10 protein-coding genes are annotated in these 12,765 nt (G+C 66.2%); 9 read left to right on the forward strand and 1 reads right to left on the reverse strand.

All coding sequences use genetic code 11. The features are described from left to right. Window positions 1-289 precede the first annotated feature (289 nt). On the reverse strand, window positions 290-2,587 hold the full coding sequence (locus tag CVO96_RS20145) for an ATP-binding protein (RefSeq protein WP_103314270.1): 2,298 nt from the start codon (window positions 2,585-2,587) through the stop codon (window positions 290-292). A 339-nt stretch (window positions 2,588-2,926) separates the two neighbouring features. On the opposite strand from CVO96_RS20145, the gene CVO96_RS20150 reads away from it, so the two are divergent. From CVO96_RS20150 to CVO96_RS20190, 9 genes are all read left to right on the forward strand, one after another. After that, window positions 2,927-4,108 (forward strand): Gfo/Idh/MocA family protein, encoded by a 1,182-nt coding sequence (locus CVO96_RS20150; protein WP_243398537.1) that lies wholly within the window; start codon window positions 2,927-2,929, stop codon window positions 4,106-4,108. Then, on the forward strand, window positions 4,105-5,241 hold the full coding sequence (locus CVO96_RS20155) for a Gfo/Idh/MocA family protein (RefSeq protein ID WP_103314271.1): 1,137 nt from the start codon (window positions 4,105-4,107) through the stop codon (window positions 5,239-5,241). The genes CVO96_RS20150 and CVO96_RS20155 overlap by 4 nt, the downstream gene beginning before the upstream one ends. A 181-nt stretch (window positions 5,242-5,422) precedes the next feature. Further along, window positions 5,423-5,740, forward strand: a complete 318-nt coding sequence (locus CVO96_RS20160) for a sugar phosphate isomerase/epimerase family protein (protein ID WP_103314272.1) — start codon at window positions 5,423-5,425, stop codon at window positions 5,738-5,740. Window positions 5,741-6,098: 358 nt separating this feature from the next. Beyond that, window positions 6,099-6,923, forward strand: a complete 825-nt coding sequence (locus CVO96_RS20165) for a sugar phosphate isomerase/epimerase family protein (RefSeq protein WP_103314273.1) — start codon at window positions 6,099-6,101, stop codon at window positions 6,921-6,923. A gap of 62 nt (window positions 6,924-6,985) precedes the next feature. After that, window positions 6,986-8,095, forward strand: coding sequence for a substrate-binding domain-containing protein (locus CVO96_RS20170; protein ID WP_103314274.1), 1,110 nt, complete (start codon window positions 6,986-6,988; stop codon window positions 8,093-8,095). Between the two features lie 75 nt (window positions 8,096-8,170). After that, entirely contained in the window at window positions 8,171-9,361 is a 1,191-nt protein-coding gene (locus CVO96_RS20175) for a levoglucosan dehydrogenase (RefSeq protein ID WP_103314275.1), read from the forward strand. A 153-nt stretch (window positions 9,362-9,514) separates the two neighbouring features. Next, complete coding sequence (locus tag CVO96_RS20180) at window positions 9,515-11,092, forward strand: sugar ABC transporter ATP-binding protein (RefSeq protein ID WP_103314276.1); 1,578 nt, start codon at window positions 9,515-9,517, stop codon at window positions 11,090-11,092. After that, window positions 11,070-12,035 carry an ABC transporter permease gene (locus tag CVO96_RS20185; RefSeq protein ID WP_103314277.1) on the forward strand — a complete coding sequence of 322 codons (966 nt, stop codon included), beginning with the start codon at window positions 11,070-11,072 and terminating at the stop codon, window positions 12,033-12,035. Before CVO96_RS20180 ends, CVO96_RS20185 begins: the two co-directional genes overlap by 23 nt. A gap of 63 nt (window positions 12,036-12,098) precedes the next feature. Further along, window positions 12,099-12,404 (forward strand): putative quinol monooxygenase, encoded by a 306-nt coding sequence (locus tag CVO96_RS20190; protein ID WP_103314278.1) that lies wholly within the window; start codon window positions 12,099-12,101, stop codon window positions 12,402-12,404. Window positions 12,405-12,765 lie beyond the last annotated feature (361 nt).

A 12,765-nucleotide genomic window follows, 5' to 3' on the forward strand; every position in this document is an offset into this window, starting at 1 on the left:
CAGCGCGCGCCCCGAGTTCGAAACTCTGGCGCGCGCTTTTGCTGGGTCAGTGAAATCCTGAAAGTCAACCAGCTCCCCCAGGGAGAACAGCGGTACGGTTCCCGCGCTGACCCTTGCGCTCCAAGAGTTCGAGCAGCATGTGATGCAGTCGCTCGCCCACAGGCGGTATCGGGGCCTTAGCGCTGTCATTGCCGCTGCCTACCCAAACGACCTGGAGCAGTCATTCGCCACTGTCCTGCGTAATCTCGGGAGCGACCTGTGGAATCGCCTTGATACTACCGGCGGGGCTTCACGCCAGCCCGTGCTCCAGCGCGTACCGGGTGGCCGCCGACCGACCACGCACGCCCAGTTTGGAATAGACCGAACTGACATGGTCGTTGACTGTGTACACGCCGGTGCCCAGGCGGCTGGCGATTTGTTTGTTGCTCAGCCCAGCAGCCAACAAGGCCAGGACTTCTGCTTCGCGGGGTGTCAGGATGGCAGGGCCAGGGGTGGCAGGGACGGGCTCGGGGCTCCCCTCTTGGGGGCCGTCATTGACCTTGTGGGCCAGTTCAAGGGCTTCGATCTCGCTGAGGGTGCGGCCTTCGCCCAGTGTCAACTTCAGGGCTTCCTCGCCCAGCAGGTCACGCAGGGCGGCCAGGGCTGGGGCAAAGAGACGTTCTTCCCACACGGCGATGATGTTGCGTTTGGCGCGCAGGGTCTGCGCCGCGCCCCATAGCCTGGCTCCCAGCTGGGCCTGGCCCTGCAGGGCGGCCAGGAACGCCAGGCCCTGCCACGCCGCCGCTCGCACCGGCTGCACGCCGGCGCCGTCCGCGTAGGCCAGGGCCGCACGCAGCACGGCTGCCGGATGGGCGGTTTCACCCCGGCGCAGGCTCAGTGCCGCCAGGCCGACCTCCGCCCAGCCCAGCAGGCTGCCTTCGCCCAGCGCGTGGGCCTGCCCGCTGCCGGCGTCCAGGTCGCGCTGGGCCTCGTCCAGCTGCCCGTCCAACACGCTGATCCAGCCCAGCATGATCAGGTCGAGGGTGCCCAGCCAGGCGTCCCCCTGGGCCAGTGCCAGCGCCAGGCTGGCCGTCACCTCCTGCCGTGCCAGGGCGTGGTTGGTATCGAGCGCGCTCAGGGAATGGACGTTGCGGGCGTATGCCTCACCCAGCGCTTCACCGGCGTCCTCGAAGACCTGGGTGCTCTCCCGCGCCAGATCGCTGGCCGAGGCGAACTGACCTTGCCGGAACTCCATCGCAGCCAATGCGTACAGCACCCAGCCACGGGCGCCGCCCCTCGATCCACCGAAAGCCTGCAGGGCTTCACGCAGGATCGGCGCAGCCTCGTAGTCGGCGCGCTGTGACCACATCCAACCCAGGGAGCGGGCGAACGTTCCCAGACTCGCTGGCTGGGTGTGAAGGCAGATCCGCATAGCCGACAGGATGTTGGGCCGCGTCAGGCTCAGGCGGGCATACCAGTAGCCCTGGTGCTCGCCCTTGAGAGCTGGGCCGATCAATTCCACCTGCGCCAGCGAGTAGGCGACGAGCCGCGCCTGCATGGTCTGCAACTCGCCCGACTGAGCCAGACGTTCGCGGGAGTACTCCCCCAGCGTTTCAAGCATGCCGTAGCGCGCCTCGTCGGCGTCGTAGCGCTGCAGCAGGCTCTTCTCGGTCAGCGAGGACAGACCTTCAAGGACATCCAAGTCGCCGTCTACGTTGCAGACGGCCTCGGCGGCCTCAAGCGACCAGCTGCTGACGAACACGCCCAGGCGGGCAAAGAGGTGCTGTTCAGGCGTGGAGAGCAGATCGTAACTCCAGTCGATGGTGGCGCGCAGGGTCTGCTGCCGGTTCGGGAGATCGCGCGCCCCGCCCTGTAGCAGCGCCAGGCGGTTGTCCAGCCGGGCCAGCAGGGTGGCGGGGGGCAGCAGACGCACCCGCGCCGCCGCGAGTTCAATGGCCAGCGGCAGGCCATCGACTCTGCGCACGATCTCGCGCAGCACCTCCAGACGTTCAGGGGTCGGGGCAAAGTTCGGCTGGATGGCCCGCACCCGTTCCAGAAAGAGCTGCAGCGCCTCGCCGTTCCCCCCTGTCCCCGGCAGCGACAGGGGCGACACCGGATATTCGTGCTCACCGTACAAGCCCAGCCGGGCGCGGCTGGTCACCAGCACGGTGATGTCTGGCGCGGCGCGCAGCACGCTGGCCACATGGGTGGCCGCCTCCAGAACCTGCTCGAAGTTGTCCAGCACCAGCAGGCACTGCCGCTCGCTCAGGAAGTCGCCCAACACCTCCAGGGTCGGGCGCTGCGATTCGTGTATGCCCAGGGCCGTGCCCAGAGCGCTCAGCACCCCGGCCGGATCGTGCACGTCGGCCAGCGGTACGTAAACCACGCCGTCAGGGTAGTACCGTCTCAGAGAGGAGTCACTCAGCTGCCGGGCGACCTCCAGCGCCAGGCGGGTCTTGCCCACGCCGCCCGGCCCGGTGAGCGTCAGCAGCGCCACCTCCGGCTCACCCAGCAGGCCGCAGACTTGAGTGACCTCTGCCCCACGCCCGACCAGGGGGGTGGCCGGCGCCGGCAAATGGTGAGAGGAAGAGGGGAATCGACGGGTCATCAAGGCACCTGCTTTGGGCTCTAGCGTTCAGGTCAAGGCTGTCAAGAACATGCCGGTCTGGCAGGGGACGGTCGAGAAACGCCTGTGGGCGGTTCCCGATGCAGCAGGAGAGGATTCTCAGCATAGCGCCCCCCCAACCGCCACGGGCCGACCCCCAGGAATTCGGGATGTGCCGACGCAGGCCGCCAGGGTACCTTCTGGTCAGTTCAAAGCGATCTGCTCCATCTACCGAGTCCGTCTCCGCCAGCATGCTGGTGGTTCTCTGGTGTTCCCTGACTCCTGTGTGCTCCCGGTTTCAGCTCTGACGGCGCGGGATCCTCTCCCCATGGACGGTGTTCTATGCCCACCCCCCTGCACCCATCGGCCCAGCCGGATATGCCCACAGCGCTGATTCTCGGCGCAGGTTTTATGGCTGGGGCGCACCTAGACGCGCTGCGCCGCCTGGGCATCCCGGTGGCGGGCGTGATCGCTTCGGCGCCCGAGCACACCCGTGCGGTCGCCCAGCGCTACGGGGTGCGTGAATATACCGACACCTGGACGGCCCTGCACGACCCGGCCGTGACTGTGGTGCACGACTGCGCGCCCAGTGACGTGCATATGGAGCTGAATCTCGCGGCACTGAAGGCCGGCAAGCACGTCTTCTCAGAAAAACCGTTGGGCGTCACGGCGCAGGAGTCGCGCCGGCAGCTCGATTACGCGCTCGCCTCGGGGCTGAAACACGGCGTGCACTTCACCTACCGGAGCTACCCGATGGTGCGCGAGCTGCGCGCCCGCGTCCAGCGCGGCGAGCTGGGCGAGATTCGTTACCTGCGTGGCCATTACCTGCAGGACTGGCTGCTTTCGCCCGCCGACTACAATTGGCGGCTGGAAGCCAGCGCTGAGGAGACCCGCGCACTGGGCGACATCGGCTCGCACCTGCTTGATCTAGCGCGCTTCGTGACCGGCCTGGAGGCCACCGAGGTCTTCGCTCGTCTGGGCCAGATGCACCCCACCCGGTACCGCCCCGCCACCCCCGGGCAGGAGGGCGTGCCCTTCGACGTGAGGGGCGAGGATCAGGCCACGCTGCTGGTCGAGTACGGGCAGGGCGTGGCTGCGACCTTCGAGGTCGCCCAGGTGTATGCCGGCCACCGCAATGACCTCGCGCTGGAGGTGATCGGCACGCGCGGCAGCGCCCGCTGGCAGCAAGAACGCCCCGAGGAGCTGTGGCTGGGCCGGGCAACCGGGCCGGACGAACTGCTGCACAAGTCCGGCCTGCTGTGCGCCGACGCTCGTGCCCACATGCATTATCCGGCGGGTCACCCCGAAGGGTACGCCGACGCCCTAACCAACGCCATCCGCGTCTTCTACGCCGGTCTGGCCGGCGAGGCGACGGACGCCCCGACCTTCGTTGACGGCCATGCCGCCGCCCTGACCGTGGCCGCCGCCGCCCGCAGCCACACCGAGCGCCGCTGGATCACCGTAACGGAACTCGAAACGCCTACCCACACTCAACCTGCCCACAGTCAAGGAGCGCCGTCATGACCCCATCCCCCTCTACCCCCCAGGCCGCCATCGTCGGCGTGGGCTTTATCGGGCAAGCCCATATCGAGGCCCTGCGCCGTCTGAACGTGCCCATCGCGGGTGTGTTGGGCCACGAGGAGGGCTACACCCGCCGCGAGGCCGCCCGCCTTGGCCTGCACCCCTACCTGAGCCTGGACGATCTGCTGGCCGACCCGCAGGTGGCCGTGATGCATCAGTGCGGCCCGAATGATGTGCACTCGGCCCAGAACCTCCTTGCCCTGGCTGCGGGCAAGCACGTCTTTTCCGAGAAACCGCTGGGCATCAGCCCCGAGGAGACCGCCCGACAGTTGCAGGCCGCCCGCGCCTCGGGCCGGCAAACCGCCGTGAACTTCACGTACCGGGGTTACGCCGCTGTTCAGACTCTGCGTGACATCGTGCAGGGCGGTGAACTGGGCGAGGTCGTCTCGCTGCGCGGCCACTACCTGCAGGACTGGCTGCTCTACGACACCGATTTCAACTGGCGGGTCGGCGCTCCGGCCCGCGAGACCCGCGCCGTGTCGGACATCGGCTCGCACCTCAGCGACCTGGCGCGCTACGTGACCGGCCTGGAGCCCGGGCAGGTCATGGCGCGCTTCTCCACCCTGCACCCCGAGCGCCGGCGGCCGGTGGGCGAGGTGCAGACCTTTGCCAGCGGTGGCAGTCACACCGAGGCTTTCGAGGTCACCACCGAGGATCAGGCCAGCCTGTGGGTGGAGTATGTGGGCGGCGTGCAGGCCAGCTTCGAGCTCTCCCAGGTGGCCCCTGGACACAAGAACGACCTGGAGCTGGAGGTGCTGGGCACACGCGCCTCGGCGCGCTGGCGGCAGGAACGCCCCGAGGAGATCGAACTCGCCTCCCGCGAGAACACCCGCACCCTGCGCATGAAAGACCCTGCCCACGCCTTTACGCATTACCCCGGTGGGCACCCGGAAGGCTACCCCGACGCCATCACGAACGTGCTGCGCGCCTTCTACGCGGGTCTCTCGGGCACGCCGGACACCCGCATCGCCCGCTTCGAGGACGGTCACGCCGCCGCCCTCTTCGTGGAGGCTGCCTACCAGAGCCACGTCGAGGGCCGCTGGAGCCCGGTGACTGCCGAGCAGATCAGCCGATGAGACGACGACCGCGCCGCTGACTTGACGGGTCTGCCTCCATGCCGAGGGAGCCGCCCCCAACCCCTTCACCCCCGCTCCTGTCCGCTCCCCGGCCTGGTTTCTAGAACACGCCCATTCACATCCAGGGAGGACGCCATGAAGAGACGGAAGTTTCACGGTCATTCAGGTCTCAGCGTCGCGCTTGCTGACGCGTGATTCGGGGGAGGACAACGTGGGCGTGATGTTCGACACCTCCCACGCGCTGTGCTGCGATGAAGTCAGCAGCGACTACGTGCACCGCAGGGGCCAGCGCCTGATTCACGTTCAGGTCGCCGGGACAGACCGCATGCCGCCCGGCCATGGCGTCGTGGACTGGCTGGGCGGCATGCAGGCCCTGAAGTACTCCAATTACCAGGGGCATGTGACCGTGGAAATCGGCTTCCATACCTGCGCCGCCGATCCCGACTGGCACGCCCGAGAGGCCCCGATGTCCCTGAATGGGGGGTCGAAACGCAGCTGAAGTGTCCGGTGTCGGAGCAGCCTGTGCAGGCGGAGGGAGTACCACCTGTCGGCCCCCTCCGCTTAGCACACCGCTGACCAGGACGAACACGTTCCCCCCTCCCCCGAATTCCTGGGGGGCAATGACCCCCAGGCTGCCGAACTGTTCCGGCGTAGATGCCCCAGAAAGTCGGGATGTGTTTGCCCCCCCCTTCCAACTAACCTTTGAGTCACACCAACGTGCTTCACCCGCTTCTAGACGGAGGTTCTGCTCCGCTCTGGCCTCTCCAACCGCGCCTGATTCCTCTTCGCTGAATGTCAGGCCGAATCCACTTCCAAGCTTCCCTGGGCCGCCACGGCCAAGCGCAAGGAGACCAAGCATGAAATTCGGCTATCAGACCAATACCTGGGGCGGCGTCGTCGGACATCCGGCAGGGGTCACGAGCATCAAGGATCTGTTCTACCTGACGCCCGGATCGGATGAGGAGGCCCTGCGCGATATCGCTGCTGCGGGCTACAGCGGCGTGGAACTCTTCGACGGCAACCTGGTCGCCTACGAGGGCCGCGAGAACGTGTTCAAGGGGTATCTGAAGGCCGGCAACCTCAGTCTCATCGCGATCTACTCCGGCGCCAACTTCATCTACGACGACGTGCTGGAGGACGAGTTCTGGCGTATCGAGCAGGCCGCGAAGATGGGCCAGACCTTGGGCGCCGAATTCTTGGTGCTGGGCGGCGGCGCCAAGCGGCACGGCGGCCCCCGTGAGGAGGATTACACCAAGCTGGCCCGTGGCCTCGACCGCGCCGCCGAGCTGGCGCAGCGGTATGGCCTCTTGGCTCTTTACCACCCGCATCTGGGCACGGTCGTCGAAGGCCCCGAGGCGCTGGAGAAGGTCATGTCGCAGAGCCAGATCGGGCTGTGTCCCGACACCGCGCACCTCGCGGCGGGCGGCAACGACGTGCCGGCGCTCATCCGCAGATACGCCTCCCGCATCCCTTACATCCACCTTAAGGGCCTGCAGCGCGACCCGTTGACCTTCCTGCCGCTGGACGAAGACCCCGAGATGGCCGCCATCTGGCAGGCCGTGCAGGACGTGAACTTTGACGGCTGGATCACGGTCGAGCTGGATGCTCATGCCGACCCGAAAGCTGCCGCTGCCCGCAGCCTGGAGTGGCTGAAGAGCCGCCAGGCTCTCCCCGCCACCTGAGCGTTTCAACCTCTGACCGCCCCCGGCCCCCGCCTCCCGACCCTGCTCCACAAAGGACACCCATGAAGCACACTGCCAAGTTCACCGTAGCCGCTGCCGCCCTCATCACCGTTGCTCTCGCTCAGGGCGTCGATCCGCAGGCCGCCCTGAAGGAGCTGGCAACCAAGGTCTACAGCAAGGGCCCTGCTGGTGAGGCGCCCACGCCCGCCGCGCAGATCAAGCTGACCCCGGCCGAGATCGCCAAGGTGAGGGCCATGAACGCCACTGCCGCCATCGTGCTGCACTACGGCGGCAACGACTGGAGCAACGCGCAGGTGGATGGTCTGAAGGCTCAATTTGCCAAACTGAACATCAAGGTCATCGCCGTGACCGATGCCAACTTCAAGCCCGAGAAACAGGTCTCCGACATCGAGACCGTTCTGGCCCGCAAGCCCAGCATCATCGTGTCGATCCCGACCGACCCAGTCGCGACCGCCGGCGCGTACAGGAAAGCCGCCAAGGCCGGCGTCAAGTTGGTCTTCATGGACAACGTGCCCAGCGGTCTCAAGGTGGGCACGGACTATGTGAGCGTGGTCTCGGCCGACAACTACGGTAACGGCGTGGCCTCCGCGCACTTGCTGGCGCAGGAACTGAAAAGCAAGGGCAACATCGGCGTGATCTTCCACGCGGCCGACTTCTTCGTGACCAAGCAGCGCTACGACGCCTTCAAAGCGACCATCGCCAAATATCCCAACATCAAGATCGTGGCTGAGCAGGGCATTGGTGGCCCCGACTTCGCCGGGGACGCCGAAAAGGTGGCAAACGCCATGCTGACCCGCAACCCCAACTTGAACGCCATCTGGGCCGTCTGGGACGTCCCCGCCGAGGGCGTCTTGAGCGCGGCGCGCACGGCTGGCCGCAAGGATCTGATCATCGCCACGATGGATCTTGGCAAGAATGTCGGCCTGGAAATGGCCCGCAAGGGCGGCATGATCCGTGGCCTGGGCGCCCAGCGCCCCTACGACGCCGGCGTGACGGAAGCCAATTTAGCCGCCTACGCCCTGCTGGGCAAGAAGGCCCCCGCCTATGTGGCCCTGAACGCTTTGCCGGTGACCCGCACCAACCTGATGACCGCCTGGAAGCAGGTCTACAACCAGGCCGCACCGAGCGAGATTGCCGCTGCCCTGAAGTAAGCCGGCCCTGATTTCAGATGCCCAGGGGACATGCGCCCGGAGCCGCGTCCCTCCCCCACACCCGGAGGACAGACCATGACCACCCCCAGCATTCCCCAGCTCAACGTCGGCCTGATCGGCGGCGGCTTCATGGGCAAGGCCCATTCGCTGGCCTACGCCGCCATGCCCATGTTCTTCTGGCCTGCGCCCGCCATCCCTGTACGCCACACCATCGCGGAGGTCAGCGATGAGCTGGCTGCCGGCGCCGCCGCGCGCTTCGGCTTCCAGCATTCCACCGGCGACTGGCGGCGCGTGATCGACGACCCGAATATTCATGTGGTGGACATCGCCACGCCCAACAACTCGCACGCCGAGATTGCCATCGCGGCGGCGCAGGCCGGCAAGCACATCCTGTGCGAGAAGCCGCTGGCCCCCACGGTCGAGGAAGCCAAGGCGATGTACGAGGCCGTGAAGAAGGCCGGTGTGGTGAACATGGTGGCCTTCAACTACCGCCGCACGCCCGCCGTGGCCCTGGCGAAGAAGTACATCGAGGAGGGGCGCATTGGCAAGGTGCTCAGCTTCCGGGGCACCTACCTGCAAGACTGGTCGGCCGACCCTAGTGGCCCACTGTCGTGGCGCTTTCAGAAGGCCGTGGCCGGCTCCGGGACACTCGGGGACATCGGTACCCACGTTGTCGATCTGGCCCGCTATCTGGTGGGCGAAATCAGCGCGGTCAACGCGATGATGCACACCTACATCAAGGAGCGGCCCCTCCAGTCGGGCGGCGCCGACAAGCTGGGCGCCAGTGACAAAAATGCCAGCGGCCCCATGGGCAAGGTCGACGTGGACGATGAGGTGCTGACCCTGCTGAGATTCGAGAACGGCGCGGTCGGCTCACTGGAGGCCACCCGCAACGCTTTTGGTCGCAACAATTACATCACCTTCGAAATCCACGGCAGCGAGGGCACGGTGTTTTTCAATTACGAGCGCCGCGACGAGTTGCAGGTCTTCTTCGCCAGCGACCCCAGTGACGCCCGTGGCCTGCGCACGGTCTACACCGGCCCCAATCACCCCTACGGCGACGGACTGTGGCCCATCCCGGCGCTGGGCATCGGCTACGGCGAGACCAAGATCATCGAGGCGTATGACTTCTTCAAGGCCATCACGGGGGACGGTGTGGTCAGCCCCAACTTTGAGGATGGCTACAAGACCGAACTGATTGCGGACGCGATCGTTCGTTCGGCCCAGCAGAAGCGCGAGGTCGAGGTCGAGGCCGTGCTGGTGTGAGGTCAGCGGAAGGCGACCCTCAAGCCGCTGAGCGGCCAACTCCCCACGAAAGGGAGTCGAGGAACGGCCCCGGCCCCCCTTCGCAGGGGAAGCGCTCCGCAGGGGTGGAAAGGTCGCCGAAGGCGCCACTCCCAGCCCACAGGAGGTGAACAGATGACAGGAGCAGCCACCACTTTCCCCAACACCACGTCCGCGGCGGACTTCCCCCCTGTGCAGATGCGCGGCATCAACAAAGGCTTCAACGGCGTGCGTGTGCTCGAGGGCGTGGACTTTGAACTTCGCGCAGGCGAAGTCCACGCGCTGATGGGCGGAAATGGGGCGGGCAAGTCCACCCTGATGAAGATCCTGCAGGGCGTCTACCAGCCTGACAGCGGCGAGATTTTGGTGAACGGCCAGAGCGTGCATCTGCCCTCGCCGAGCCAGGCCGAGGCCCACGGCATCGCCATGATCTTTCAGGAATTCAGTCTGATCCCGACCCTCACCGCCGCACAGAACATCTTCCTGAACCGCGAGCCGCGCGGCGCGCTGGGCGCCCTGAACGACCGCGAAGCCGTGCGAAAATCCCGCGAGATCTTCCGCGAGATGGGCGTGAACATTGATCCCACTCGCACGGTCAGCGGGCTCTCGACGGGCGAGTGGCAGCTGACCGAGATCGCCAAGGCACTGTCGAAGAACGCGAAGGTGCTGATCATGGACGAGCCCACGGCGGCGCTGTCGGCCACTGAGGTCGCTACCCTCTTCCGGCTGGTTGAGGGGCTCAAGGCGCGCGGCATCGCCATCGTGTACATCACCCACCGGATGGACGAGGTCTTCGAGGTCGGTGACCGCATCACGGTGATGCGCGACGGCAACTCCGTGCTCAGCGCTCCGACCCGGGGTCTGCGGATCGAGGACGTCATCGAGCACATCGTGGGCCGCCGCATGGAGGGCGTGCTGGACTACCAGCACCGGGACGTGAAGCGGGACGGTGCACCGCTGCTGGAGGTGCAGGAACTACAGGCCGCTGGCCTGAGTGGCGTGACCCTGCAGGTGCATCCGGGTGAGGTGGTGGGACTTGCGGGCCTGATGGGATCCGGCCGCACTGAGCTGGCCGAGGCGCTGTTCGGTGTGCGCCGCGTCACCGGCGGCCGGGTGAGCCTGTCGGGCCGGGTTGTGGAGAACCGCAGCCCCGAGGCGGCCATCAGGAACGGCTTCGCGCTGGTGCCCGAAGACCGCCGTGTCCAGGGCCTGGTGCTCGACCACTCGGTCTACGACAACCTAATGCTGCCGCAACTGGCCCGCTTTCAGGGCGGCGGTGTGATGCGCGACGGCCCCGGCAAGACCTATGCCCGCGAACTGATCGAGCAACTCCGCATCAAGACCGACGGCCCGGATAAAAAGACGCGGCTGCTGTCGGGCGGCAACCAGCAGAAGATCGTGCTCGCCAAATGGCTGGGCAATGACCCCCTGGTGCTGATCCTCGATGAGCCGACCGCAGGCGTGGACATCGGCTCGAAGGCTGAGATCATCGCCCTGATCCGCTCTCTGGCCGACGCGGGCAAGGGCGTGATCATCATTTCGTCCGAATTCCAGGAGCTGCTGGCCGTGTCCGACCGCGTCCTGCTGATGCAGGGCGGGCGGATCACCGGCGAACTCATGCGCGACCAGATCGGGCGTGAGGAAGACCTGCACCACGCTCTGCAAGGGTTCCCACAAGGAGGTGTCACGCATGACTCAATCCACCCTGCCTAACGCGGCCAAAACCCGGCCGTCCTTTCTGACCAACTGGCGCTCGTATGTCGTATACGTGGGTTTCGCGCTGGTGTTCATTTTCTTCTCGATCTTCCTGCGCGACGCAGGGTTTCTGTCCAGCAACAACCTGCTGAACATCGTGCGCCAGACGGCCACCATCTCGGTGATGGCCGTCGCCATGACCTTCGTGATCGCCTCCGGGGAGATCGACCTGTCCATCGGATCCATCGCCGGGCTCTCGTCGGTGTTGGCCGCGCTGACGATTCCGCAGTTCGGGCCGCTGGGCGGAGCGCTCGCGGGCGTGCTGGGCGGCGCACTGATCGGATTGATCAACGGCTCATTAGTCACCGGGCTGGGCATCCCGTCCTTCCTGGTGACCCTGGGGATGCTGGGCATCGCCAACGGCGTGGCGCAGTGGATGACCGCCACGGCCCCGGTGCCGATCCTGAACGACGGCTTCAACAATTTCTTCGGTTCCGGTGACCTCGGCCCCATTCCCTCGTTGTTCATCTGGACAGTGGTGGCGCTGGGCATCGGGCATTTCATCCTGCGGCGCACGTCCTTTGGGAGAAGCGTGCTGGCTGTGGGCGGCAATGCCACAGCTGCCAACTACAGCGGCATCAACGTGGCCCGCACCAAGCTGATGGTACTGCTGGCTTCGGGCGCCGTGGCGGGGCTGGCGGGTATGCTCTACGCCGGCCGCCTGAACTCGGGCCGTTTCCAGTGGGGCCAGGGCGACGAACTCTCGGTGATCGCGGCCGTGATCCTGGGTGGCACCCCGCTGTTCGGCGGGGCAGGCACAGTGTTCGGCGCGGTGCTGGGCGCGCTGATGATCGGCTTGATCAACAACGGCCTGATCTTGATGGGCCTGGAATACAGCCAACAGCTCATCATCCGGGGCGCCATCATCATTCTCGCGGTAGCGCTGGCACGCAGAAAATAGAGAGTGAGAGGGGCCGCCGGGATGTCTTGCGCGGCCCGCTCGCTCTCTGTCGAGGAGGAATGCATGGCTGCCGTCAACCTGTTCGCTACCCTGGTTCCCAAATCGGGCCAGGCGGAAGCCCTGCGTGCCGGACTTCTCACTATCGCCCCCGCCTCGCGCACCGAACCCGGCTGCCTGCGCTACGAGGTGCTGGAAAGCGGCGAGGGTACATCTGTGCGCTTTCATGTCGTAGAGCGTTTTGTGGACGACGCGGCGGTGCAGGCCCACGGGCAAAGCGGGCATTACCGCGTGTTCAGCGCCAGCTTTGAGACGTGGTTGGCCGGGCCGCCACATGTGGTGCGCTCGCGGAATCTGGACGTGGGAGAGTGACATGAGCGCGCACTTGAGCGTTCTTTTCTCGCAGTAGGTTTAGAACGGGAGTACAGCGTTCTCTGAACACCGGCGTTGTTCTGGAGGTTCCGGAGATGGACGGAATTTGTCCTACAGATTTGGTGCTGAGAAGCGTACTGGCGCGGCTCCAGCCTTTTAGCCCCTGCCCAGATGTGCGGCGACCGGTTCCCATGCCGGCCAGTATTCACAGTGGTCGAAGTGATCATGACTCGGGGAACTGGCGCCGGGCTCAGCAGCTGACACTTTGAGTGGAGTGGCGTTTTGGACGCAGTCAGGCAGCACAAAGGGCGGTGTCAGAGTCTGTGACGAGCTCCGGGACCGCCCTACAGCCTGCTGACAT

It is taken from the genome of Deinococcus koreensis, assembly GCF_002901445.1.
GTDB lineage: Bacteria > Deinococcota > Deinococci > Deinococcales > Deinococcaceae > Deinococcus > Deinococcus koreensis.